The sequence below is a fragment of the Streptoverticillium reticulum genome (genome assembly GCF_047456005.1).
Classification (GTDB): Bacteria; Actinomycetota; Actinomycetes; order Streptomycetales; family Streptomycetaceae; genus Streptomyces; species Streptomyces reticulum.
In genome coordinates, this window is sequence record NZ_CP179755.1 from 5,007,209 (window position 1) to 5,030,102 (window position 22,894).

Consider the following 22,894-nt stretch of genomic DNA (forward strand, 5'->3'; position numbering starts at 1 on the left):
GGCGCGGGGCAGTCACATATGCGGCTCCGCCGCGTGGGCGCGACCGGCCACAACGCACCCGCAGCCGCCCCCTCGTTCCACGAGATGTGGCGCGACCTGCTGCCCATTGGCCGGAACCCCGAAAGCAGCGGTTACCGCCGCTACGCCTGGACAGGCGCCGACGCCGACTGCCGCACCTGGTTCCGCGAACAGGCCGAGACCCGCGGTCTCACCTATGAAGTGGACCGCAACGGCAACCAATGGGCCTGGCTGGGCGACCCGGCCGCCGGCGACGCCGTCGTCACGGGTTCGCACCTCGATTCCGTCCCCGACGGCGGCGCCTTCGACGGCCCCCTCGGCGTCGTGTCGTCCTTCGCCGCCCTCGACGAGCTCCGCACCCGCGGCGCGCAGCCGCACCGCCCCCTCGCCGTCGTCAACTTCGGCGACGAGGAGGGCGCCCGCTTCGGCCTCGCCTGCGTCGGCTCCCGGCTGACCGCCGGACAGCTCACCGTGGAGGCGGCCCACGCGCTCCGCGACGCCGACGGGATCACCCTCCCGCAGGCCATGGAACGCGCCGGGTACGACCCCGAGGCCATCGGCCCCGACCCCGAACGCCTCGCCCGTATCGGCGCGTTCGTCGAGCTGCACGTCGAGCAAGGCCGGGCCCTCGCGGCCCTGTCCGACAGCGGCTCCGCCGCGGGCCCGCACGCAGTGGGCGTAGCGTCGGCGATCTGGCCGCACGGCCGCTGGCGCTTCGACTTCCACGGCGAGGCCAACCACGCCGGCACCACCCGCATCGAGGACCGCCGCGACCCGATGCTGACCTACGCCAACACCGTCCTCGCCGCCCGCAAGAAGGCCCGGCTCGCCGGCGCCCTGGCCACCTTCGGCAAGGTCAGCGTCGAGCCGAACGGCGTCAACGCCATCGCCTCGCTCGTCCGCGGCTGGCTGGACTCCCGAGCCGCCGACGAGGAGACCCTCGCCGAGGTCGTCGCCGCCGTCGAACAGGCCGCGGTCGAGCGCGGCGAGCGCGACGGCGTGGACGTCCGGGTCACCCGGGAGTCCTTCACCCCCGTCGTCGAGTTCGCCCACGGCCTGCGCGACGAGCTGGCCAAGATGCTCGGCGGCGCACCGGTCCTGCCCACGGGCGCGGGCCACGACGCCGGTATCTTGTCCGGCACCGTCCCCACCGCCATGCTCTTCGTCCGCAACCCCACCGGGGTCTCGCACTCGCCCGCCGAGTCGGCGACCGAGGACGACTGCACGGCCGGAGTGACCGCACTCGCCGACGTACTGGAGGGCCTCGCGTGCCGGTGACCGTGACCTACTGGGCCGAGCACGCCTGGACCGACCCCGTGGTCGAGTCGGGCGTGGTCGTCGACGTGGCCGACGGCCGCATCACGGCCGTCCGCACCGACGTGCCCGCCCCGCCCCCGGGAGCGGTGACCCTGCGCGGGCTCACCCTCCCGGGGCTGGCCAACGCCCACTCGCACGCCTTCCACCGCGCCCTCCGCGGCCGCACCCAGGTCGGCTCCGGCACCTTCTGGACCTGGCGCGAGGTGATGTACCACGCGTCCCAGAACCTCACCCCCGACTCCTACTTCGCCCTCGCCCGCGCCGTCTACGCCGAGATGGCGCTGGCCGGCATCACGTGCGTCGGCGAGTTCCACTACGTCCACCACGCCCCCGGCGGCACGCCCTACGGCGACCCCAACGCCATGGGCGAGGCTCTGACCGAGGCCGCGGCCGCGGCCGGTATCCGCATCACCCTCCTCGACACCGCCTATCTCTCGTCCGGCTTCGGTGAGCCCCCGAACCACCACCAACTGCGCTTCTCCGACGGCACGGCGGACGCCTGGGCCGACCGGCTCTCCGCCTTCAAGCCCGCCGACGGCGGCCACGTCCGGATCGGTGCCGCCGTGCACTCCGTGCGCGCCGTGCCCGCGGACGGACTGGCGACCGTCGCCGCCTGGGCCGAGGAGCGCGAGGCCCCCCTGCACGTCCACCTCTCCGAGCAGACCGCCGAGAACGACGCCTGCCGTGCGGCGCACGGCTGCACCCCGGCCCGGCTCCTCGCCGACCACGGCGTCCTCGGCCCGCGCACCACCGCCGTGCACGCCACACACCTCACCGACGAGGACATCGCCCTCCTCGGCGGCTCCGGCACCGGCACCTGCATGTGCCCGACCACCGAGCGCGACCTGGCCGACGGCATCGGCCCCGCCGTCGCCCTGCAGCGCGCCGGCTCCCCCCTCTCCCTCGGCAGCGACAGCCACGCCGTGATCGACCTGCTCGAAGAGGCCCGCGCGATGGAGCTGAACGAGCGCCTGCGCACCCGCACCCGCGGCCACTGGACGGCGGCCGCCCTGCTGCGGGCCGCCACCGCCGACGGCCACGCCGCCCTCGGCTGGCCCGGGGCGGGCCGGCTGGAGGCGGGCGCGCTCGCCGACTTCACCACGCTGGCACTGGACTCCGTCCGCACCGCGGGACCGCTGCCCCGGCTCGGCGCCGAGACGGCCGTATTCGCCGGGACCGGAGCGGACATCCGGCATACGGTGGTCGGCGGCCGGCACGTCGTCCGCGACGGGGTCCATCAGCTCGTCCCGGACGTCCCCCGCGCCCTGGCCGACGCGATCGCGGACCTGACCACCGCCTGAAGCAGCCCGACCGCCCGAAGCCGAAGGACCGGAGCCCGCCCATGACCACGGCCATGACCACGGCGATCACGAACATCAGCAGTCTCGTCACCAACGACCCCTCCCTCGGTGCAGGCCCGCTCGGTCTCATCCAGGACGCGGCGGTCGTCGTCGACGGCGACCGCATCGCCTGGGTCGGTGAGTCCAGGAAAGCACCCGCCACTGACAACGCCGTCGACGCGGCGGGCCGCGCCGCCCTCCCCGGCTTCGTCGACTCCCACTCCCACCTGGTCTTCGCGGGCGACCGCACCGCGGAGTTCAACGCGCGGATGTCGGGGCAGAGTTACAGCGCGGGCGGCATCCGCACCACCGTCGCCGCCACCCGCGCCGCCACGGACGAGGAGCTGGAGGCCAACCTCCTGCGCCACGTCCGCGAGGCGCTGCGCCAGGGCACCACGACCCTGGAGACCAAGTCCGGCTACGGCCTGACCACGGAGGACGAGGCCCGCGCGCTGCGCATCGCCGCCGTCCACCTGGACGAGGTGACATACCTCGGCGCCCACATCGTCTCCCCGGACTTCGCCGACGACCCGGAGGCCTACGTCGCCCTCGTCACCGGCGAGATGCTCGACGCCTGTGCCCCGCACGCCCGTTGGGTCGACGTCTTCTGCGAGAAGGGCGCCTTCGACGGTGACCAGGCCCGGACGATCCTGGAAGCCGGCCGGGCCCGTGGCCTGACCCCGCGCGTCCACGCCAACCAGCTCGGCCACGGCCCCGGCGTCCAGCTGGCGGTGGAGCTCGGCGCGGCCTCCGCCGACCACTGCACGCACCTGACGGACGCGGACGTCGACGCGCTGGCGGGCGGCGACACCGTGGCCACGCTGCTCCCCGGCGCGGAGTTCTCCACGCGGGCGCAGTGGCCCGACGCACGCCGCCTGCTCGACGCGGGCGCGACGGTCGCCCTGTCCACGGACTGCAACCCCGGCTCGTCCTTCACCAGTTCCGTGCCGTTCTGCATCGCGCTGGCGGTGCGGGACATGGGCATGACGCCGGACGAGGCGGTGTGGTCCGCCACGGCGGGCGGCGCGGCGGCGCTGCGCCGCACGGACATCGGCCGCGTGGCACCGGGCGCCCGGGCGGACGTGGTGCTCCTGGACGCCCCGTCCCACGTCCATCTGGCCTACCGTCCGGGCGTCCCGCTGGTCTCGGCGGTCTGGCAGCGGGGCGTGCGGGTGGTGTGACGCTCAGGGCGCTCCAAGGCGACCAGAGGTATGACCCGGCCCGCCTGCAACGCCCGTTCCCGGAAGGCGGCGAAGCCGGGATCGGCGGCTATCTGCCGTGCCCACAGCGCGTCGTGCCCGGCCTCGTCGACGAGTCGGGCGCGCGCCGCGTAGCGCTCCTCGCCCACTTCGACGGTCACGTCGTCGGGCGAGGCCATCGCATTGCGGAACCAGGCGGGCGCGGTGGACGCGCCGCCGTTGGACGCGAAGACGACGAGCCGCTCGCCGTCGGGCAGATGCACCAGCGGCGTCGTCCGCGGCAGCCCGCTGCGCGCGCCGCGCGTGGTGAGCAGCAACAGCTTCACACCTGCGAACTGCCCGCCGACGCGGCCTCCGTTGCTCCGGAAGTCCTCGATGACGCGGAGGTTGAAGGGGTTGCTGTTGTTGGCGGGAGTGGTGTTGCTCGACATGGCCCCGACGCTAGGTTCTGACATCAGTGTGAAGGTCAAGCCCGAGCGGCTGGGGGCAGGATGACGAACAACCGGAGCAGACCCGCGTTACCGGCGGTGCGCAACCGGCGGCGGATCGAGGGACGGTCGGCGCGTGTCAGCCGCCGGGTGGGGGTGGTGGCGACCGCCCTGGCGGGGACGGGCGTGCTGAGCCTGGTGCTGTACGCGTCCCGGTGCCGGGAGCCGGTCGCGGTGATGGGGGCCGGACTACTGGTCACCGGCGCGGTGGCCGTGGTGGGAGCCGGGCTGGGCTTCCTGTTCGGGGTCCCCCGCGCGCTGGCGACTCAGCGCGAGGACGGCGACCCGCCCGGGGAACCCCGGCCCACCTACGCGGCCAACACCAACCTGGAACAGGTCTCGGACTGGCTGACCAAACTGCTCATCGGAGCCGGTCTCACACAACTCGGCACGCTGGCCAGCTTGTTCAAACGACTCTGCAAGGACCTGGCCCCGAGCTTCGGCGCGCGGACCGACAGTGCGGTCTTCGCCGGAGCGCTGGTGGTGGAGTTCCTCATACTGGGCTTCCTCAGCGGCTGGCTCGTCACCCGGCTGCTCCTCGCTCCGGCGCTCTCCGAAGCGGACAGCAAGGCCCTCACCAGTTTCGTGGAGGCCCAGAGACTCTCCGACCGCGGAGAGCACGACGAGGCGGACACCCTGCGGGCGCTGGCTCTGGAGCAACTCCAGGCGCCTTTGCGGGAGGCACAGCGCTACGACGACCTGCGCCGCCGGCTTCCGTCGGGCACGAATCGCACCACGCAGATGCAAGCGCTGGTCGATGCCGCCCGCACCTCGGCCCCGCAGTCCGGCCTCCTGCCCGAGCAGGTGAGGGAGTTCTTCGACCGGGGAGGCGATGGCGGGCGCGTCTACGCCCTCGCCCTCATGCAGGGCGTTCCGGATGCCGCGTACCTGGACGCGGTCCTGGACGCCGTCGAACGGTCCCGCTCGGCCTTCGAGCAGCACCAGGCACTTGTTGCTGCAGAGTCGATGATTCCGCACCTGGCACAACCGGACCGCAACCGGCTGGCGGCGGTATTGCGCGCACATCTGGACCCGGGCGGATTCCTCGCCCAGTCGAGGGGGCGGCGCCTGCTGGCCGAACGGATCCTTCAGGCACTGCGGGCGGCGGACGACAAGGAAACCGATGTCTGACCGGCCTCGATCAGTCAACGGGGAGGCCTCTGGCCTCTCTGTGGGCGAGGACGTCCTCGACGGCTGTTCACGCCGCCTCGCCTGCCGCTCGGCGGCAGTCCCGGCAGCGGCCCGGCTCCGCCGCGCGGAAGACGCGTTCGCAGCCGCCGCAGGTCTGGAAGGGGAGGGGACGTGCCGGGGCCGACGGCGGCGCTTCCGACTGCACCGGCAGATCCGGCGGCAGCCAGTCCGTGAGGCGGTAGGAGAGCAGGCGGGCGGGCCAGGGGATGACACCCGTCGGCAGCCCCGCAGTCAGGGTGCGGGTGATCTGGCGGGGGCCGATGCCGCGGTCGAGCCAGGCCCGTACACCGGGCGAGAGGCGGCGGACGTCCTTCTCCGAGAGCCACAGCCGCGGGTCGCGGCGGCGGAGCCCGGCGAGCAGGTCGGCCGCGGGCGGGTCGGCGGGCGGCAGGGGAGCGGCCTCCTCCGGGGCGGCCGCCCGGCGCTGCGGCCGGGGCCGGGGCCGGGGCGCCAAGTCGGCCGGGGCGCCCGGACGTTCGTACCAGCTGGTCCGGGTCACCACCCGGCCCGCGTCAGTCCGTACGCGCTTCCGCTCCAGATACCCCGCCGTCTCCAGTTCCCGCAGCGCCCGCGCGATGACGATCTCGCCTTCGCGGAAGCGCCGGGTGAGGTCCTTGATGCCGATGCGTGCGCCGTCCGGCAGCGACTGGATGTACACGCCGATGCCGATCGCGACGGCGGACAGGTCGGGGTGCTGGGCGAGGTGATTGCCCACCACGGTGAAGTTCGTGTCGTGCCGGTGCCGGATGTGGACAACTCCGGCTGGCGGAGCATCGGCGCGCGCCGAGGCGTGCGCGATAGACTGCGCAGTAGTCATTGGGAAGAGGTTCGCTTCCTGGATGATCAGGCCCTCGATCGGGAAGCCACTCCCGGCCGGGGGCCGTCGTCTGTCTGGGGTTGTGCCGCGAACGTACCGCGTTGCCGCCCGCATCTGCCACGGAGTCACCTGATGGAGTGACGCGCGCCGGGTTGGTGGGGTTTGGTTCTCTTCCAGTTCTTCAACGGGGCGTCGTGCCGGGCCGGTTCGCGGGCAACCGTGTCGTGGGCGACTCGATCCGGCCGGGCGTCGGTGACCGGGGTTCTGTCCCCCTTGTGGGCGATGGTGCACCGCGTGTGTTTCGAACTACCTTCAAAGTCATGAGCGCCGAGAACGCCGCTGTGAACTTCTCCGAGCTGGTGAACAAGAACAAGCAGACGCTTGCCCGGCTGAAGGAGACGCCAAGGTTGCTCTTGCGCCGCAGGGACGGGGAAGACTTGGTCCTCACGACTGCGGAAAGAGCGGAGCAGGACCGGACCGTGGTGTCGGCCGCCACGCGGATGCTCGTCGCGATGGCCCGGCATGAACCCGGCAGCATGGAGCTGCTCCTGGACATACTGCCGGATGCCTTCCCATGGGTTCGCTTTCTCCCTGACTCCGATGTCCACGCCTTTGCCGTCGAGCTCGTCGACACCATGCGTGCCGGGGAATCCATCGCCAACAGCTCAGTCGTTGCCCAGATGCTGATCGCGTGGCAGCACACGGCCGAGGCACACGCGGATCCGGATGTCCGAGCAGCCCTGATCAAGGATCACGACGAGGACTACGGACCTGTGCCCGAGCCCGGGTGAGGTTGCATGACTCCCGCCCGTGGAGAACGGGTTGCGCCCCCTGCGCCGGACGGTGAATGGGAAGTCCGGTTCGCCGACGCTGCATCGGCCAAGGGCTGGGATTCCTTGGCCGGGCAGTTCCGTCAGAACACTTACCGGGCTTGGGTCACCATGCGCACCGATCCGAGACCGCCGATGGAGACGCAACGTCACCATCGCTTGAAGGGAACCCTTGCGCACGGATCTCACCGTGGGCAGATATGTGAGCAGTGGCAGATCGAGGTGACCGGCGGGGGACGCATCTGGTACCTCGCGGACACCTCGCGCAGAACCTGCTGGATCACCTATGCGGGCACGGCGCATCCACGAGCGACGGATCGCCGGTAGCAGGAGGCCGGCGTTGTGCCGGCCAGGAAGCCATCCCGGAAACGCCTTGTGCCGCAGAGGAAGTCCTCTGCGGCACAAGACAAATGCAGCCCGGAAGTCCGTCCCCCCGGCGGGTCCGAGACCTACTCCTCCGTCAACAGCCCCCGCCGCAGCTTCACCAGCGTCCGCGACAGCAGCCGTGACACGTGCATCTGGGAAATGCCCAGCTCCTCGCCGATCTCCGACTGCGTCATGTTCGCCACGAAGCGCAGCGAGAGGATCCGCCGGTCCCGGGAAGGGAGTTCGGCGATGAGCGGCCTGAGGGACTCGACGTATTCGACGCCCTCCAGGCTGTGGTCCTCGTAGCCGATGCGGTCCGAGAGGGAGCCCTCGGTGTCGTCCTCCTCGGTCTGGGCGTCCAGCGAGCTCGCGGTGTACGCGTTGCTCGCGGCCATGCCCTCGACGACCTCGTCCTCGGACAGGCCCAGGCGCTGCGCCAGTTCGGCGACGGTGGGGGAGCGGTCGAGGCGCTGCGCCAGCTCGTCGCCGGCCTTGGCCAGGTCCAGGCGGAGTTCCTGGAGGCGGCGCGGGACGCGCACCGACCAACTGGTGTCGCGGAAGAAGCGCTTGATCTCGCCGATGACGGTCGGCATCGCAAAGGTGGGGAACTCGACGCCGCGGCTGAGCTCGAAGCGGTCGATGGCCTTGATCAGGCCGATGGTGCCGACCTGGATGATGTCCTCCATCGGTTCGCTGCGGGTGCGGAACCGGGAGGCGGCGAACTTCACCAGGGCCAGGTTGAGTTCGACGAGCGTGTTGCGTACGTACGCGTATTCGTGGGTGCCCTCTTCGAGCGATTCGAGGCGCGCGAAGAGCGTCTTGGACAGCGCCCTTGCGTCGACCGCCCCGATCTCCTCGCACGGAGGTATCTCGGGGAGCCCGGCGAGACCGGGGTCGCTCTGCTCGGGCGGGATTGTCGACGACGCGGTCTCCCGGATCTCCCGAAGGTGATCGGAACGCTTTTCGTCGAGCCGGGGTGACATGGTCTCCTCCATCATTCTCGGCATAAGGCAGCCGATGCCGTGACCTTTTGCTGCGGTTTGCGGCGCCTCCAAAGCCGTCCGTGGTGGATGTCCTCCTCTAGCCCTACCGGTCTTTGCCCCGCGATGGCAAGTGCCGTTTGTCCTGGTATGGGGCGCTATGCCGGAACTTCGGCTTCCGGAGCGCGTAAGGAAGGCGTAGGGTTCCACGGAGCGTCACGCGCGCGCGGCACACCACGAAGGGATGCGCATGGACTGCGGTAAAGCCGGCAGTGCGAGCAGGGGTCGGCTGAAAGTCGAGTTCAAGCATCTCGGGAGAAGCGCGGTCCTGACGCCCGCAGGTGAGCTCGATCACCACACGGCGGATCTGCTGCGCGAACTTCTGGAGAAGAGTGTCGAGGACGGCACTCCGCGCATCGTCGTCGACTGCTCGCAGCTCGAATTCTGCGATTCCACCGGACTGAACGTGCTCCTGGGCGCCCGGCTCAAGGCCGAGGCCGCCGGCGGCGCAGTCCACCTCGCCGCGATGGGGTCCGTCGTCGCCCGTGTCTTCGAGATCACGGGCGCCGGGGCCGTATTCAGCATCCACGACACGCTCGATGCGGCGCTCGTCGACTGACGGCGCTCTGCGTATCGGATCCCTTACTCTCCATCGCTGTCGCTTCCATTACCTCCGTTACCTGTGTCACAGGACCCGCGCAGAATGCGTGGGTGTTCTCACGGTTCGCCGGGGCAGGAGACAGCTGACCCTGTGGTGTGCGAGATGACCCCTTCTGAATCGGTGATCGGTGAGGTGAAGCGCTGATGAGCACGACTCGGCCGTCCCTGCCGTCGCCGGACGACCCCGGCCCGGGGGCCGACGGCTCGCCGCAGCCGGACGGCCAGCGCCGGCGGCTGCGCCTCGTCGGCGTCAGTGGCGCCGTGCCGCTCTCCCGTGACTTCACGCGCCAGGCCCTGCGCGACTGGGGCTGGCTCCCGGCGGCCACGGCCGATCACCGCGCCGCGGCCGAGGACGTCCTGCTGGTCGTCTCCGAGCTCGTCACCAACGCGTGCCTGCACGCCGGCGGCCCGGAGGAGCTCTGCGTCACCCGCGCGGGCAAGGTCCTCCGCCTGGAGGTCTCCGACCTGGGCGCGGGCACCCCGGCCCCCCGCACCCCGCACCGCGCGGGCCGCCCGGGCGGCCACGGCATGTTCATCGTGCAGCGGCTGTGCCTGGACTGGGGCGTGGTGCGGCACGAGGGCGGCGTGGGCAAGACGGTGTGGGCGGAGCTGGCGGGGCCGTCATAGGGGGGCAGCGATCGGTCCGCCCGGTTCAGTAGGCGCTGACGCTCACCACGACCAGCTTCAAGAGCCTGGGGGTGATCAGGTAGTCGAACATGCCGCCCGCGACGTATGCGGTGTCCGATACGGAGCCACCTTCGTACCGGTCTCCGGCGATGTACAGAGTTTCTGCTGCCCGCAGTAATTCCTGGGCCCGCTCCTTGATTTGGCCTGCAAACTGCGGCTCAAGATCGAGCTCAGTGTCCGGCCACAAGAATTCCCAGGTCCAGCCATCGCTCACGTTCCGACCGCCCGCCGCGCAGCAGCCTTGATCTCGGCCACCTCTCGTGCCGCGGCTCGCAGAGTCTCCTCGTCCGATGCCGTCCGGGCGAGGTGTTCGGCGCGGTGCAGCTTGCGGGCCGTCGCGGGGTGGCGTTCGATCTCCACGGCTACGGCCCAGCGGAGCAGGAAGCCGTTGACCGGACCCACGGATTGCGTCTCTGCCGCGAGAGTGAACACCTCGTCGCGTTCGGACTCCATGAGGGGGAGCATCGACGGAGCCAGGCGCGCCAGGGCTGCTCTGAGCGTGGACAGGGTTCTCTTGGGCCGTTCGATGACCGGCTCGTCACCGTGTTCCACCGGGTGTGCGCTCATGCAGAGGCTCCTTCGCGAGCGGATGCAGTCGTCGGCGCTGAAGCGTGTGGGTACACAGTAGCCACGCGAAGGTCATCCGTGGCGATCTGTGGCCATAGCTGGAAGCCGGGCTGCTGGGCTGCAATGCGTGCTGCCGCGCACCAAGAAAGCAAGGAGAGAGGGAGAAGTTCTCTATGCACGATGGCATCAGTCCTGCAGACTCCGCGCAACGGCAGCAGGAGCGCGCTCGGTTGCGCGAGCTGGTGGAACGAGCCGAGGCCGAGCACGGACCGATCGACCCGGACGCTGTCGCGGCCAAGCGGGCTGTCCTGCGCGGTGGAGCGCTCACTCACCACTGAGCCCCTGCCCTCAGGGCAGGGGCTCATCACGGCTTCGGCCAAGCCCTACGGCAGGTTCCGCGCCATCACGATCCGCTGCACCTGGTTCGTGCCCTCATAAATCTGCGTGATCTTTGCGTCGCGCATCATGCGCTCCAGCGGGTAGTCACGCGTGTAGCCGTAACCGCCCAGCAACTGCACCGCGTCCGTGGTGATGTCCATGGCGGCGTCGGACGCGAAGCACTTCGCCGCCGCGCCGTAGAAGGTCAGGTCGCCGTCCAGGCGCTCGGACTTGGCCGCCGCCGTGTACGTCAGCTGACGTGCCGCCTCCAGCTTCATCGCCATGTCGGCGAGCATGAACTGGATGCCCTGGAAGTCCGCGATCGGCTTGCCGAACTGCTTGCGCTCCTGGACGTACGTCTTGGCGTAGTCCAGCGCGCCCTGGGCGATGCCGAGGGCCTGGGCCGCGATGGTGATGCGGGTGTGGTCCAGGGTCTTCATCGCGGTCGCAAAGCCCGTGCCCTCCTCGCCGATCATGCGGTCGGCGGGGATGCGGACGTTGTCGAGGTAGACCTCGCGGGTGGGGGAGCCCTTGATGCCGAGCTTCTTCTCGGGGGCGCCGAAGGAGACGCCCTCGTCGTCCTTCTCGACCACGAAGGCGCTGATGCCCTTGGAGCGCTTCTCCGGGTCCGTCACGGCCATGACCGTGTAGTACTCGGAGACGCCCGCGTTGGTGATCCAGCGCTTCACGCCGTTGAGGACGTAGTGGTCGCCGTCCCGCACGGCGCGGGTCTTCATGCCCGCCGCGTCCGAGCCCGCGTCCGGCTCGCTCAGGCAGTACGAGAACATCGCGTCGCCCTTGGCGAGCGGGCTCAGGTACCGCTTCTTCAGGTCGTCCGAGCCGGACAGGATCACCGGCAGCGAGCCGAGCTTGTTGACCGCCGGGATCAGGGAGGAGGACGCGCACACGCGGGCCACCTCCTCGATGACGATCACGGTGGCGAGCGCGTCCGCGCCCGCGCCGCCGAACTCCTCGGGGACGTGCACCGCGTGCAGGTCCGTCGAGGTGAGGGCGTCACGCGCCTCCTGCGGGAAGCGGGCCTCCTCGTCCACCGCGGCGGCGAACGGCGCGATCTTCGCCTCGGCGAGCGAGCGTACGACCTTGCGCAGCTCGTCGTGCTCCTCGGACGGCCGGTACAGGTCGAAGTCCTTTGATCCCGCCAAGGCGTACTCCCCAGAGAGTTAACTACCGTTTAGTAACCACGATTCTAGGGCGGCCCTCCGGAGTGCGCCTACGTGAGCTTGCCGACAGGGACGTATGCTCGGGCGCGCAGTCCAGCCAGTGTCGTAGTACGTATGGAGCACACGCATGGCCCTCAAGATCACTGTGATCGGCACCGGGTACCTCGGCGCCACGCACGCGGCGGCCATGGCCGAGCTCGGTTTCGAGGTGCTGGGCCTGGACGTGGTCCCCGAGAAGATCGAGATGCTCTCGCGGGGCAAGGTCCCGATGTACGAGCCCGGGCTCGAGGAGCTGCTGCGCAAGCACGTCGCCGGGATCGAGGGCTCCACCGGGCGGCTGCGCTTCACGACCTCCTGGGAGGAGGTCGGCGAGTTCGGCGATGTCCACTTCGTCTGCGTGAACACCCCGCAGAAGCACGGCGAGTACGCGTGCGACATGTCCTACGTCGACAGCGCCTTCGCCGCGCTGGCACCGCAGCTGAAGCGGCCGGCCCTGGTCGTCGGCAAGTCCACCGTGCCGGTGGGCAGCGCCGCCCGGCTCGCGGAGCTGCTGACCGGGCTCGCTCCCGCGGGGCACGACGTGGAGCTGGCCTGGAACCCCGAGTTCCTGCGCGAGGGCTTCGCCGTCCAGGACACCCTGCAGCCGGACCGGATCGTGGTCGGCGTCGGCGGGGAGCGCGGCGAGAAGCTGCTGCGCGAGGTGTACGCGATCCCGATCGCGGAGGGCTCGCCGTTCGTCGTCGCCGACTACCCGACCGCCGAACTGGTCAAGACGGCCGCCAACTCCTTCCTCGCCACCAAGATTTCCTTCATCAACGCGATGGCCGAGGTCTGCGAGGCGGCCGACGGCGACGTGGCCAAGCTGGCCGAGGCCATCGGGCACGACGAGCGGATCGGGAAGAAGTTCCTGCGGGCCGGTATCGGATTCGGCGGCGGCTGCCTGCCGAAGGACATCCGCGCCTTCATGGCCCGCGCCGGTGAGCTGGGCGCCGACCAGGCCCTGACCTTCCTGCGGGAGGTCGACTCCATCAACATGCGGCGCCGCGGCCACATGGTCGAGCTCGCCCGGGAGACCGTGGGCGGCAGCTTCCTCGGGCAGCGGGTCGCCGTGCTCGGCGCCTCGTTCAAGCCGGACTCGGACGACGTCCGGGACTCGCCGGCGCTGAACGTCGCCGGGCAGATCCACCTGCAGGGCGGGCAGGTGACGGTCTACGACCCCAAGGGCATGGACAACGCGCGGCGGGTCTTCCCGACCTTGACGTATGCCTCTTCGGCGCTGGAAGCGTGCCGCGGGGCGCATGTGGTGCTGCACCTCACGGAGTGGGGCGAGTTCCGCGAGCTGGACCCCGCCGCGCTGGCGGAGGTCGTGGCGGAGCCGCGGATTCTGGACGGGCGCAACGCGCTCGACGCCACGGTGTGGCGTGCCGCCGGCTGGACGTACCGGGCGATGGGGCGGCCTCGGGTGTGACCTGCGGGCCGTCCGTGGCTGGTCGCGCAGTTCCCCGCGCCCATTTCGGGGCGCGGGGAAACGAAAGACCTCAGCCGTCCAGCTGCTCGATCGTCGCGATCGACGGGCCCCTCCGCGCCGAGAGATCGGAGGCGACAGCCTCCGACGCCCGCAGCACGCGTACCGCGTTGTGCCACGTCAGCTTCGCCAGATCCTCTTCCGACCAGCCCCTCCGCAGGAGTTCGGCGATCAGGTTCGGGTAGCCCGACACGTCCGACAGGCCGTCCGGCGTGAACGCCGTGCCGTCGAAGTCGCCGCCGATGCCGATGTGGTCGATGCCCGCGACCTCGCGCATGTGGTCCAGGTGGTCCGCGACCGTCGAAGGCGTCGCGCGCGGGCGCGGGTTCGTGGTCTCGAAGGCGTGGTGGACCGCCATGCCCTCCGGCGACCGGTCGAGCGGGTGCAGGCCGTGGGCGCGCATGTTCTCGTCCGCGGCGCGGGTCCAGGCGACCGCCGCCGGGAGGATGAACTTCGGGACGAACGTGGCCATCGCCACGCCCCCGTTCCCCGGCAGCGCGGCGAGCACGTCGTCGGGAATGTTGCGCGGGTGGTCACACACCGCACGCGCCGACGAGTGCGAGAAGATCACCGGCGCCTCGCTCACCCGCAGCGCGTCCCGCATCGTGTCGGCCGAGACGTGCGAGAGGTCGACGAGCATGCCCATGCGGTTCATCTCGCGCACGACCTCCTCGCCGAAGCGGGTCAGGCCGTTCGCCACGGGGGTGTCCGTCGCCGAGTCCGCCCAGGCCACGTTGTCGTTGTGGGTGAGCGTCATGTAGCGGACGCCGAGGCGGTGCAACGCCCGTAGCGTGGCGAGGGAGTTGTTGATGCTGTGACCGCCCTCGGCACCCATCAACGACGCGATGCGGCCCTCCGCGCGGGCCGTCTCCATGTCGTCGGCCGTGAGGGCGATGCGCAGCTCGCCGGGGTAGCGGCCGGCCATCTGCCCCACGATGTCGATCTGTTCGAGCGTGGCGCTGACCGCCTCGTCGCCCGCCATGTCCGTCCGGACGTAGACGGACCAGAACTGGGCGCCGACCCCGCCCGCCCGCATCCGGGGCAGGTCGGTGTGCAGGCCGGTGGCGCTCTGGTCGGCGGCGATGTCGCGCTGGTCCAGGTCGTAGCGGACGTGCTCGCGCAGCGCCCACGGGAGGTCGTTGTGGCCGTCGACGACGGGGTGCGCGGCCAGCAGCTCGCGGGCGCGCTCGAGGTGTGCGGACGTCATGGTCACCAGTGTCACTTACCGAACCCGAAGCCGGCGGTTCCCTCGACCTTGGCGCGCAGGCGCTTGCCCTTCGCCGTGGCCTGCTCGTTGAGCTCGTCCTGGAAGTGCCGCATGCGGGCGAGGAGTTCCTCGTCGTGGGCGGCGAGCATCCGCACCGCCAGCAGGCCCGCGTTGCGCGCGCCGGCGACGGAGACGGTGGCGACGGGCACCCCGGCCGGCATCTGGACGATGGACAGCAGCGAGTCCATGCCGTCCAGGTACTTCAACGGAACCGGCACCCCGATCACCGGCAGCGGGGTGACGGAGGCCAGCATGCCGGGCAGGTGGGCCGCGCCGCCCGCGCCCGCGATGACCGCCTTGAGCCCGCGGCCCGCCGCCTGCTCCCCGTACGCGACCATCTCGCGCGGCATCCGGTGGGCGGAGACGACGTCGACCTCGTAGGGCACCTCGAACTCCGCCAGGGCCTCGGCCGCGGCCTCCATGACGGGCCAGTCGGAGTCCGAGCCCATGACGATGCCGACGAGGGGGGTGGTGCCGGGAGCGCTCATTCCGTGATCGTTCCTCGCAGATATCCGGCGGCATGGCTCGCGCGCTCGCGCACGTCCGCCAGGTCGTCGCCGTAGGTGTTGACGTGTCCGACCTTACGGCCGGGCTTCACGTCCTTGCCATACATGTGGATCTTCAGCTGCGGGTCGCGCGCCATGCAGTGCAGGTACGCGGAGTACATGTCGGGGTAGTCGCCGCCGAGCACGTTGGCCATCACGGTCCACGGGGCGCGCGGCCGCGGGTCGCCGAGCGGCAGGTCCAGCACGGCCCGGACGTGGTTGGCGAACTGCGAGGTGACCGCGCCGTCCTGGGTCCAGTGGCCGGAGTTGTGCGGGCGCATCGCCAGCTCGTTGACGAGCACCCGGCCGTCGCGGGTCTCGAAGAGCTCCACGGCGAGGTGCCCGACGACGCCCAGCTCCTTGGCGATCTTCAGGGCGAGCTGCTGCGCGTGCGCGGACAGGTCCGGGGAGAGCCCCGGCGCGGGCGCGATCACGGTGTCGCAGACGCCGTCGACCTGGACGGACTCCACGACCGGGTACGAGACGGCCTGGCCGTGCGGGGAGCGCACCACGTTGGCGGCGAGCTCGCGGACGAAGTCGACCTTCTCCTCGGCCAGCACGGGCACGCCCGCGCGGAACGCGTCCGCGGCCTCGGCGGGGGAGCGGACGACCCACACGCCCTTGCCGTCGTAGCCGCCGCGCACGGTCTTCAGGACGACCGGGAAGCCGTCGCCCTCGGTGGCGAAGCGCTCCACGTCGGCGGGGTCGTCGACGATCCGGTGCCGCGGGCAGGGCACCCCGATCGCGTCCAGCTTCGCCCGCATCACGCCCTTGTCCTGCGCGTGCACCAGCGCCTCCGGGCCGGGGCGGACGGGGATGCCGTCGGCCTCCAGGACCCTCAGGTGCTCGGTGGGCACGTGTTCGTGATCGAAGGTGATCACGTCACAGCCTTGTGCGAACGCACGAAGCGTCGCCAGGTCGCGATAGTCGCCGATGACGACGTCGCTGACCACTTGGGCCGCAGAGTCCTGCGGGGTGTCGCTGAGCAGCTTGAACCTGATGCCGAGGGGGATGCCCGCCTCGTGGGTCATGCGGGCGAGCTGGCCGCCGCCGACCATGCCGACTACCGGGAACGTCACCGCACCAGGGTATCCGTACGCACGAACCACTCTCGCCCCTCCTGGATGATCCTCCAACGGGAGAGGTCGATTTTGTCCGCTTCCCCGGTGCACGAAAGCCTCTCGAATGCGGGATGAAATCCGCGTGAGAATACGGGGGTTCGCCGTCTGTTTACCCACTCCCCGGCTTGCCGCAGCACGGCGCTGGTTAGCATGAACGACATGACTCAACGGCGCACAGTGCGTTCCCGGCTGGAGCGGCTGGCCCGCGAAATCGCGAAGTTCGGCGCCGTCGGCGCCATCGGGTGCGTGGTCAACCTCGTCGTCTTCAATCTCTGCATCCACAGCCTGCACCTCGCCGTGGTGCGCTCGGGCGTGATCGCCACCGTCGTGGCGATCGGCGCCAACTACATCGGCAACCGCTACTGGACCTACCGCGACTGCGACCGGAGCCGGCGCAGCCGTGAGCTCACGCTCTTCCTGCTGTTCAGCGGCGTCGGCCTGGTGATCGAGAACGGGATCCTGGCGCTGTCGCACTACGGCCTCGACCTCACGTCGCCGCTGGCGGACAACATCGCCAAGAACGTCGTGGGACTCGGGCTGGGTACCGTCTTCCGGTTCTGGTCCTACCGGACCTGGGTGTTCCGGGCCATTCCGGCGCGGGAGGCCGTGGAGACGGCCGAGTCCTTCTTGGCGGAGGCGCCGGAGCGTGTTGGGGCGCGTCGGTAGTTCGTCCGGTGCGGGTCGTCGGGGGTTGCTCGCGCAGTTCCCCGCGCCCCTTACGGGGCGCGGCTACTCCTCCGGGTCCGCGCCCATCGACAGGAACAACGCGAAGACCGGCGGGCGTTGCTGCAGCAGTTCCAGGCGGCCGCCGTCCGCCTCCGCGAGGTCGCGGGCGACGGCCAGGCCCAGGCCCGTGGAGTTGCGGCCGCTGACCGTCCGCTCGAAGACCCGCGCGCCCAGGTCCGGCGGGACGCCCGGACCCTCGTCCGTGACCTCGACGACGGCCTGGTTGCCGGTGACGCGCGTGCGCAGGGCGACCGTCCCGGTGCCGTGCATCAGCGAGTTCTCGATGAGCGTCGCCAGCACCTGGGACACCGCGCCGGGGGTGCCCACGGCCTGCAGGCCCTGCTTGCCGGAGCGCACCAGGGCCCGGCCGCTGCCGCGCGTGGCGGGGCGCCACTCCTCGATCTGCTGCTTGATGACCTCGTCGAGGTCGAAGGTGACCGCCGAACCGGACTGCGGGTCGCGGGAGTTGGTGAGCAGCCGCTGGACGACGTCGGTGAGCCGCTCGACCTGGGTGAGCGCGATCGTGGCCTCTTCCTTGACCGTGTCCGGGTCGTCGGTGAGGGTGATCTCCTCCAGCCGCATCGACAGGGCGGTCAGCGGCGTGCGCAGCTGGTGCGAGGCGTCGGCGGCCAGCCTCCGCTCCGCCGTGAGCATCCGGGCGATCCGCTCGGCGCTGCTGTCCAGCACGTCGGCGACCCGGTCCAGCTCGGGCACCCCGTAGCGGCGGTGCCGGGGGCGGGGGTCGCCCGAGCCCAGCCGCTCGGCGGTCTCGGCGAGGTCGGTGAGCGGGGCGGTGAGCCGGTTGGCCTGGCGCACGGCGAGGAACACCGCGGCCACCACGGCCAGCAGCGCCACCGTGAGGATCACCAGCAGGGTGCGGCCGACCTCCCGGCTGACCGCGGAGCGGGACTGCTCGACGCGGACGGTCTCGCCCTGCTCCCCCTTCTCCGTCGCCGTGATCACGCCGCCGGCCGGCCGGTCCCCGAGCTCGATGACCGGCCTGCCCGGAATCTCGATCCGGGCGTACCGGTCCGGGGTGAACTGCTCGCGCAGCACCCCGGACTCCACGCGCTCGCCGCCGAGCAGCCGGGAGTCGACGATGCCCGCCAGGCGCACGGCCTCGGTCTGGACGCTCTCCTGGGCGCTGCTCTCGATCGTGCGGGTCTCGACGATGACGAGCGAGATGCCGAAGACGGCGATCACGACCAGGACGACGGCGAGCGTGGAGTTGATCAGTCGGCGGCGCACTGTGCGGGGGTCAGCTCTTCTCGAAGCGGAAACCGACGCCGCGGACGGTGGCGATGTAGCGCGGGTTGGCGGCGTCGTCGCCCAGCTTCTTGCGCAGCCACGAGATGTGCATGTCCAGGGTCTTGGTGGAGGACCACCACGTGGTGTCCCAGACCTCGCGCATCAGCTGGTCGCGGGTGACGACCCGGCCGGCGTCCCGGACGAGGACGCGCAGCAGGTCGAACTCCTTCGCGGTGAGCTGGAGTTCCTCGTCGCCCATCCAGGCGCGGTGGGACTCGACGTCGATCCGGACGCCGTGGGTGGCGGGGGGCTGCTGGTGGGACTCGACGGTGCCGCGGCGGAGCAGGGCCCGCACCCGGGCGAGCAGTTCGGCCAGGCGGAAGGGCTTGGTGACGTAGTCGTCGGCGCCGGCGTCCAGGCCGACGACGGTGTCCACCTCGTCGGCACGGGCGGTGAGCACCAGGACGGGGAAGCCGTGGCCTTCGTTGCGCAGCCGGCGGCAGACTTCCAGGCCGTCCATGCCGGGCAGCCCGAGGTCGAGGACGAGCAGGTCCACCCCTCCCTTGAGGCCGGCGTCCAGCGCCGTGGGACCGTCTTCGCGTACGTCCACCTCATACCCTTCGCGGCGCAGCGCGCGTGCGAGCGGTTCCGAGATGGAGGCGTCATCCTCGGCGAGCAGTACTCGGGTCATGCAAGTGATGGTAGTCCGCCCGGACGCACGTCAGAGGAGTACTCAGGGCTACCCGGGGCAACACTTCAACAGAAGTGTTACCACCATCGAACAAGCGCGAACGGTTCCCGGCCCGCCTGTGATCCATGTCTCAACGGCTTCCATAAGCGGGCAGGGTCTGACGTATGGTGCTGGGAACGTCTGTAGCACAAGGGGGACTTTCGGCTGGGCCACACACTTCGCCGGAGGTCCCTGTTGTGTGCAGGGCCGGGTACCCCTGGTCCTGTCACAGTGAATGACCTGTCGGCCGGGTCCGCCGCGCGAGGATGCGCGGGGGCGTGGATCCCGGAAGTACGGCTGTCCTGCCGGGTCCTCGTCGTGAGGAGCCGAACCCCTTGGGCGTGGGGGCGGGCAGCGCTGTAACCGGTGCCGGCCTACCCCCACCCGGGCGCGCAACAGCTCCATCCGCGCGTCCCGAGACATTCAAGGATCGACCATGGCGTCCAGCCTGACGAAGGGCACTGCCGAGGCGGAGAAGACCTCTCCTGCCGCGAGCGAGAAGACCTTCCTCGGCCATCCGATTGGCCTGGCCCCGCTCTTCATGACGGAGATGTGGGAGCGCTTCAGCTACTACGGCATGCGTGCCCTTCTCGTCGTCTACCTGATCGCCGGCGGCCCCGACGCCAAGGCCGGCAGCCTGGGCGGCGGTCTGGCCATGCCGAAGGCCAGCTCGGTGGCCATCTACTCCGTCTACGTGGCCATGGTGTACCTGCTCGCCATGCCCGGCGGCTGGATCGGCGACCGGATCTGGGGCCCGCGCAAGACGGTCACCGTCGCGGCGAGCACCATCATGTGCGGCCACCTGCTGCTGGCGGTTCCGGGCAAGCCGACCTTCTTCATCGGCCTCGCGCTGGTCGCGATCGGTTCCGGTCTGCTCAAGGCCAACATCTCCACGATGGTCGGCCACCTCTACGACGGTCCCAAGGACCCGCGCCGCGACGGTGGCTTCACGATCTTCTACATGGCCATCAACATCGGTGCGTTCTTCGCCCCGCTGGTCATCGGCACCGTCGGCCAGAAGGTCAGCTGGCACCTGGGCTTCGGCATCGCCGCCGTCGGCATGGCGATCGGCCTCGCCTTCTTCCTGTGGGGCACTCGCCACCTGAACCCCAGGAGCAGCGAGGTCCCGACCCCGCTGACGGCCGAGGAGCGCAACTCCTGGCTGAAGAAGGGCCTGATGTGGCTCGCCGTCGCCGCCGTCTTCTACGGCGTCGTCGGTGGCACCGGCCACTTCACGATGAACTGGGCCACCGTGCCGCTCGCCCTGCTGGGCCTGGTCATCCCGATCTCCGTCCTGGTCCGCATCAAGCGCGACAAGGACCTCTCGGACACCGAGCAGACCAAGGTCAGCGGCTACATCTGGTTCTTCGTCGCCGCCGCGGTGTTCTGGATGATCTTCGACCAGGCCGGTTCGACCATGTCGACCTTCGCCGAGTCGAAGACCGCGGACAACGTCTTCGGCATCAACTTCCCGTCGACCTGGTTCCAGTCGGTCAACCCGCTGTGGGTCATGGCCCTCGCCCCGGTCTTCGCCTCCGCGTGGATGGCGCTGGCCAGGCGCAACCGCGAGCCCAGCACCACGGTGAAGTTCGCCATGGCGATGGTCTTCGCCGGTGCCTCGTTCGTCATCTTCGCCATCCCGATGTCGATGGCCACGGGCGGCCACACGGTGAGCCCCGCCTGGCTGATCGCGATCTACATGGTCCAGACCATGGGTGAGCTCTGCCTCTCCCCGGTCGGCCTCTCGCTGACCACCAAGATGGCGCCGCAGAAGTACGCCAGCCAGATGATGGGCGTCTGGTTCCTCGCCGTCACCGCCGGTGACTGCGTGACCAGCCTGCTCGCCACGGGCGGCGTCAACCTCGACGGCATCGGCGTGATCCTCGGCGAGGCGGGCGCCGCCGTCCTGGCCGGCGCCGCGATCTGGGTCAACCGGAAGAAGATCGTGGCCCTGATGGGCGACGTCCACTGACGGACCCCGTACCCGTACCGAGTGCCCCCGGCGCGTTCCCGCGCCGGGGGCGCTTTGTCGTCCGGCGCGGTTTCCGCCGGCGCGGCTTCTGCTGCGGTGGACGGATCCGGTCCACCACCGCCATCCCGGTCCGGTACACCCCCGCCGGGACCACCACGCACAGCAGCACCCAGAACAGCGTCACGCCCCACGGGCGGCTCACGTCCCACGGCTCCTCGACGAGCAGCTTGCCGCCGTACTCCAGCGAGACCCGGTAGTCCCCGTACGCCCCCGTCGCCAGCTCCACGTCCAGCGCCACCCGCACCGTGCGCCCGGCCTCCACGGTGCCGCGCCAGCGCCGGTCCTCCCAGGACGGCGCGAGGACGCCGTGCGAGGTGCCGAGCCGGAAGACCGGGTCCCGGGCGGGCGTGGTGCCCAGGTTGCCGACGGTGAGGACGAGCGTCCGCCGCGGCGGTGCCCCGAACCACGTCAGCAGCCCGTCGCCGCCCTGCAGACGCGCCTCCAGGACACTCAGCCGCTCCCCGCCCTCCTGCCGCGGCAGCGTGGCGCTGGGGTGCCCGGAGACGGCCAGCGCGGCATCGGCAGCAGCGGGCGTACCCATGACGGTCGCCACGTGGACGACACAGGGGCAGGGCTTCGGCGGCGCGGGCACCGGGATGCTCCGGCGGAACGTGCCGTCGGCGGCGGCCGTGACCGTACGGCCGTCGGCGTTGGCGCAGGAACCGGTGCCGCCGATCATGTTCTGCCCGCACACCAGCAGGGTCAGCAGCGCCCCGGGCCGCCAGCCCGCGCCGGTGACGGTGACGCTGCCGCCCTTGACGGCCTCGCCCCCGCTCACGACCGCCGTGGGGCCGCCGGCCGCGGTGGCGGGTGCGGTGCAGGGCGCGGCCAGGAGCGCGAGGAGCAGGAGGGCGCACTGCACGGCCCGCACCACCGCCCTCACGGCCGCACCGCCTTCCGGCGCCGCCGCACCAGCCGGCAGGCCCCCGCAGCGGCCGCGGCCGCGCCCAGCCCCGGCAGCAGCCAGGGCAGCGGCGTGTACGTGTCCGACGCGGTGGAGTGCGCCGCGCCGGGCGCCGTGGCGGTGACGCTGACCCGGACCCGGTCCAGCCGCGGGGCGCCCGGCCAGGGTTCGGTGAGCCGGAGGCTGCGCCCCGGCGGCAGCTCCGCGGGCACCCCGTCCGGCGTGCGGTGCAGCACCTGACCGAAGACGCCGACGGCGCGGATCTCCAGGTGCGGGGCGAGCACGGTGTTGCCCCGGTTGACCAGCGCGTAGTGGATCACCGTGCCCCGGCCCGTACCGCTGACCCGCACGTGCTCGACCGACAGCGCCGCCAGCGTCGGCCCGGTGACGCGCACGGTCACCGGCACCTGCAGCTGCCGGCCCTCCCCGGTGACGGTCACGGCGGCCGGATGCCCGCCGGGCACCGCGCCCGTCGGCACGGTCACGGTCAGCGGGACGTCCGCACGGGTCCGCGGCGGGACCCGCACCTGGCGCTCGGCCAGGGCGATCCACGCACCGGTGGCGCGCAGCTCGACGGTGCGGGGTGCGGTGCCGGGGTTGACCACCGACAGCTTGTCCTCGAACACCGTGCCGGGGACGCCCTCCAGGGCGATCGCGGACCGGCCGCCGGACGGCGCGGCCCACCACGGCTGCGGCTCCGCGGCGGCCGGCGCGGCGAGCAGGACCGCTGCGACGGCCGGGACGGCCAGGGCCGCCGCGCGGGTACGGGGCTGCACC

General features: G+C 71.2%; 24 protein-coding genes. 11 read left to right on the forward strand and 13 right to left on the reverse strand.

Annotation, left to right across the window (positions count from 1 at the left end; genetic code table 11):
- The first annotated feature begins 84 nt into the window (after positions 1-84).
- Genes ACMATS_RS22885 through hutI form a run of 3 tightly spaced genes read left to right on the forward strand, consistent with a single transcriptional unit; the run spans position 85 to position 3,856 of the window.
- Positions 85-1,296, forward strand: coding sequence for an allantoate amidohydrolase (locus tag ACMATS_RS22885; protein ID WP_414170770.1), 1,212 nt, complete (start codon positions 85-87; stop codon positions 1,294-1,296).
- Positions 1,287-2,636 carry a formimidoylglutamate deiminase gene (locus ACMATS_RS22890; protein ID WP_414168876.1) on the forward strand — a complete coding sequence of 450 codons (1,350 nt, stop codon included), beginning with the start codon at positions 1,287-1,289 and terminating at the stop codon, positions 2,634-2,636. Before ACMATS_RS22885 ends, ACMATS_RS22890 begins: the two co-directional genes overlap by 10 nt.
- A 41-nt stretch (positions 2,637-2,677) precedes the next feature.
- The gene (hutI, locus tag ACMATS_RS22895; RefSeq protein ID WP_414168877.1) at positions 2,678-3,856 is read left to right on the forward strand and encodes an imidazolonepropionase; all 1,179 of its coding nucleotides are present in this window, start codon (positions 2,678-2,680) and stop codon (positions 3,854-3,856) included.
- Here hutI and ACMATS_RS22900 read toward each other — a convergent pair.
- Positions 3,796-4,305: a nitroreductase/quinone reductase family protein gene (locus ACMATS_RS22900; protein ID WP_414168878.1), complete on the reverse strand. Its 510-nt coding sequence runs from the start codon at positions 4,303-4,305 to the stop codon at positions 3,796-3,798. The two genes, hutI and ACMATS_RS22900, sit on opposite strands and share 61 nt — an antisense overlap.
- A 60-nt stretch (positions 4,306-4,365) precedes the next feature.
- Between ACMATS_RS22900 and ACMATS_RS22905 the strand changes: the two genes are divergently transcribed.
- Positions 4,366-5,493: a hypothetical protein gene (locus tag ACMATS_RS22905; RefSeq protein ID WP_414168879.1), complete on the forward strand. Its 1,128-nt coding sequence runs from the start codon at positions 4,366-4,368 to the stop codon at positions 5,491-5,493.
- Positions 5,494-5,560: 67 nt separating this feature from the next.
- Here ACMATS_RS22905 and ACMATS_RS22910 read toward each other — a convergent pair whose 3' ends face one another.
- Entirely contained in the window at positions 5,561-6,370 is an 810-nt protein-coding gene (locus ACMATS_RS22910; RefSeq protein WP_414168880.1) for a helix-turn-helix domain-containing protein, read from the reverse strand.
- A 320-nt stretch (positions 6,371-6,690) separates the two neighbouring features.
- On the opposite strand from ACMATS_RS22910, the gene ACMATS_RS22915 reads away from it, so the two are divergent.
- Positions 6,691-7,161 carry a hypothetical protein gene (locus ACMATS_RS22915; protein WP_414168881.1) on the forward strand — a complete coding sequence of 157 codons (471 nt, stop codon included), beginning with the start codon at positions 6,691-6,693 and terminating at the stop codon, positions 7,159-7,161.
- 488 nt (positions 7,162-7,649) lie between these two features.
- Here ACMATS_RS22915 and ACMATS_RS22920 read toward each other — a convergent pair whose 3' ends face one another.
- Entirely contained in the window at positions 7,650-8,561 is a 912-nt protein-coding gene (locus tag ACMATS_RS22920) for an RNA polymerase sigma factor SigF (RefSeq protein WP_414168882.1), read from the reverse strand.
- 235 nt (positions 8,562-8,796) lie between these two features.
- Here ACMATS_RS22920 and ACMATS_RS22925 point away from each other — a divergent pair, with 235 nt between their 5' ends.
- Positions 8,797-9,165, forward strand: coding sequence for an STAS domain-containing protein (locus tag ACMATS_RS22925; RefSeq protein WP_414170771.1), 369 nt, complete (start codon positions 8,797-8,799; stop codon positions 9,163-9,165).
- Between the two features lie 185 nt (positions 9,166-9,350).
- Positions 9,351-9,833: an ATP-binding protein gene (locus ACMATS_RS22930; RefSeq protein WP_336415025.1), complete on the forward strand. Its 483-nt coding sequence runs from the start codon at positions 9,351-9,353 to the stop codon at positions 9,831-9,833.
- Positions 9,834-9,858: 25 nt separating this feature from the next.
- Here the strand turns inward: ACMATS_RS22930 and ACMATS_RS22935 are convergent, their stop codons facing one another.
- Positions 9,859-10,107, reverse strand: coding sequence for a hypothetical protein (locus ACMATS_RS22935; protein ID WP_414168883.1), 249 nt, complete (start codon positions 10,105-10,107; stop codon positions 9,859-9,861).
- Positions 10,104-10,460: a hypothetical protein gene (locus ACMATS_RS22940; RefSeq protein ID WP_414168884.1), complete on the reverse strand. Its 357-nt coding sequence runs from the start codon at positions 10,458-10,460 to the stop codon at positions 10,104-10,106. The genes ACMATS_RS22935 and ACMATS_RS22940 overlap by 4 nt, the downstream gene beginning before the upstream one ends.
- Positions 10,461-10,633: 173 nt before the next feature.
- On the opposite strand from ACMATS_RS22940, the gene ACMATS_RS22945 reads away from it, so the two are divergent.
- Positions 10,634-10,798, forward strand: a complete 165-nt coding sequence (locus ACMATS_RS22945; protein WP_414168885.1) for a hypothetical protein — start codon at positions 10,634-10,636, stop codon at positions 10,796-10,798.
- Between the two features lie 45 nt (positions 10,799-10,843).
- Here ACMATS_RS22945 and ACMATS_RS22950 read toward each other — a convergent pair whose 3' ends face one another.
- Positions 10,844-12,001, reverse strand: coding sequence for an acyl-CoA dehydrogenase (locus ACMATS_RS22950; protein ID WP_414168886.1), 1,158 nt, complete (start codon positions 11,999-12,001; stop codon positions 10,844-10,846).
- Between the two features lie 145 nt (positions 12,002-12,146).
- Here ACMATS_RS22950 and ACMATS_RS22955 point away from each other — a divergent pair, with 145 nt between their 5' ends.
- Complete coding sequence (locus ACMATS_RS22955) at positions 12,147-13,487, forward strand: UDP-glucose dehydrogenase family protein (protein WP_390780132.1); 1,341 nt, start codon at positions 12,147-12,149, stop codon at positions 13,485-13,487.
- 70 nt (positions 13,488-13,557) lie between these two features.
- Here ACMATS_RS22955 and ACMATS_RS22960 read toward each other — a convergent pair whose 3' ends face one another.
- From ACMATS_RS22960 to ACMATS_RS22970, 3 genes are read right to left on the reverse strand one after another with little or no spacing between them, the layout of a single operon-like run.
- A complete protein-coding gene (locus ACMATS_RS22960) occupies positions 13,558-14,751 on the reverse strand; it encodes a dipeptidase (RefSeq protein WP_414168887.1) in 1,194 nt (397 codons plus the stop codon).
- Between the two features lie 11 nt (positions 14,752-14,762).
- Positions 14,763-15,299, reverse strand: coding sequence for a 5-(carboxyamino)imidazole ribonucleotide mutase (gene purE / locus ACMATS_RS22965; protein ID WP_336415034.1), 537 nt, complete (start codon positions 15,297-15,299; stop codon positions 14,763-14,765).
- Positions 15,296-16,492: a 5-(carboxyamino)imidazole ribonucleotide synthase gene (locus ACMATS_RS22970; RefSeq protein WP_414168888.1), complete on the reverse strand. Its 1,197-nt coding sequence runs from the start codon at positions 16,490-16,492 to the stop codon at positions 15,296-15,298. The genes purE and ACMATS_RS22970 overlap by 4 nt, the downstream gene beginning before the upstream one ends.
- A gap of 144 nt (positions 16,493-16,636) precedes the next feature.
- On the opposite strand from ACMATS_RS22970, the gene ACMATS_RS22975 reads away from it, so the two are divergent.
- Entirely contained in the window at positions 16,637-17,143 is a 507-nt protein-coding gene (locus ACMATS_RS22975) for a GtrA family protein (RefSeq protein ID WP_390780135.1), read from the forward strand.
- Between the two features lie 63 nt (positions 17,144-17,206).
- Here the strand turns inward: ACMATS_RS22975 and ACMATS_RS22980 are convergent, their stop codons facing one another.
- Both ACMATS_RS22980 and ACMATS_RS22985 read right to left on the reverse strand, forming a co-directional pair.
- Positions 17,207-18,451, reverse strand: coding sequence for an ATP-binding protein (locus ACMATS_RS22980; protein ID WP_391149908.1), 1,245 nt, complete (start codon positions 18,449-18,451; stop codon positions 17,207-17,209).
- A gap of 10 nt (positions 18,452-18,461) precedes the next feature.
- Positions 18,462-19,142 (reverse strand): response regulator transcription factor, encoded by a 681-nt coding sequence (locus tag ACMATS_RS22985; protein ID WP_171084139.1) that lies wholly within the window; start codon positions 19,140-19,142, stop codon positions 18,462-18,464.
- Positions 19,143-19,617: 475 nt separating this feature from the next.
- On the opposite strand from ACMATS_RS22985, the gene ACMATS_RS22990 reads away from it, so the two are divergent.
- Positions 19,618-21,153, forward strand: coding sequence for a peptide MFS transporter (locus ACMATS_RS22990; RefSeq protein ID WP_414168889.1), 1,536 nt, complete (start codon positions 19,618-19,620; stop codon positions 21,151-21,153).
- Here the strand turns inward: ACMATS_RS22990 and ACMATS_RS22995 are convergent.
- Positions 21,110-22,096: a hypothetical protein gene (locus ACMATS_RS22995; protein ID WP_414168890.1), complete on the reverse strand. Its 987-nt coding sequence runs from the start codon at positions 22,094-22,096 to the stop codon at positions 21,110-21,112. The genes ACMATS_RS22990 and ACMATS_RS22995 overlap by 44 nt on opposite strands.
- Entirely contained in the window at positions 22,093-22,893 is an 801-nt protein-coding gene (locus tag ACMATS_RS23000; protein ID WP_414168891.1) for a hypothetical protein, read from the reverse strand. Before ACMATS_RS23000 ends, ACMATS_RS22995 begins: the two co-directional genes overlap by 4 nt.
- Position 22,894 lies beyond the last annotated feature (1 nt).

Coding starts and splice junctions, on each gene's coding strand:
- ACMATS_RS22885 (WP_414170770.1), top strand. CDS start 85: ATGTGGCGCGACCTGCTGCCCATTGGCCGGAACCCCGAAAGCAGCGGT.
- hutI (WP_414168877.1), top strand. CDS start 2,678: ATGACCACGGCCATGACCACGGCGATCACGAACATCAGCAGTCTCGTC.
- ACMATS_RS22900 (WP_414168878.1), bottom strand. CDS start 4,305: ATGTCGAGCAACACCACTCCCGCCAACAACAGCAACCCCTTCAACCTC.
- ACMATS_RS22905 (WP_414168879.1), top strand. CDS start 4,366: ATGACGAACAACCGGAGCAGACCCGCGTTACCGGCGGTGCGCAACCGG.
- ACMATS_RS22910 (WP_414168880.1), bottom strand. CDS start 6,370: ATGACTACTGCGCAGTCTATCGCGCACGCCTCGGCGCGCGCCGATGCT.
- ACMATS_RS22915 (WP_414168881.1), top strand. CDS start 6,691: ATGAGCGCCGAGAACGCCGCTGTGAACTTCTCCGAGCTGGTGAACAAG.
- ACMATS_RS22920 (WP_414168882.1), bottom strand. CDS start 8,561: ATGGAGGAGACCATGTCACCCCGGCTCGACGAAAAGCGTTCCGATCAC.
- ACMATS_RS22925 (WP_414170771.1), top strand. CDS start 8,797: ATGGACTGCGGTAAAGCCGGCAGTGCGAGCAGGGGTCGGCTGAAAGTC.
- ACMATS_RS22930 (WP_336415025.1), top strand. CDS start 9,351: ATGAGCACGACTCGGCCGTCCCTGCCGTCGCCGGACGACCCCGGCCCG.
- ACMATS_RS22940 (WP_414168884.1), bottom strand. CDS start 10,460: ATGAGCGCACACCCGGTGGAACACGGTGACGAGCCGGTCATCGAACGG.
- ACMATS_RS22945 (WP_414168885.1), top strand. CDS start 10,634: ATGCACGATGGCATCAGTCCTGCAGACTCCGCGCAACGGCAGCAGGAG.
- ACMATS_RS22955 (WP_390780132.1), top strand. CDS start 12,147: ATGGCCCTCAAGATCACTGTGATCGGCACCGGGTACCTCGGCGCCACG.
- ACMATS_RS22960 (WP_414168887.1), bottom strand. CDS start 14,751: ATGACGTCCGCACACCTCGAGCGCGCCCGCGAGCTGCTGGCCGCGCAC.
- purE (WP_336415034.1), bottom strand. CDS start 15,299: ATGAGCGCTCCCGGCACCACCCCCCTCGTCGGCATCGTCATGGGCTCG.
- ACMATS_RS22975 (WP_390780135.1), top strand. CDS start 16,637: ATGACTCAACGGCGCACAGTGCGTTCCCGGCTGGAGCGGCTGGCCCGC.
- ACMATS_RS22985 (WP_171084139.1), bottom strand. CDS start 19,142: ATGACCCGAGTACTGCTCGCCGAGGATGACGCCTCCATCTCGGAACCG.
- ACMATS_RS22990 (WP_414168889.1), top strand. CDS start 19,618: ATGGCGTCCAGCCTGACGAAGGGCACTGCCGAGGCGGAGAAGACCTCT.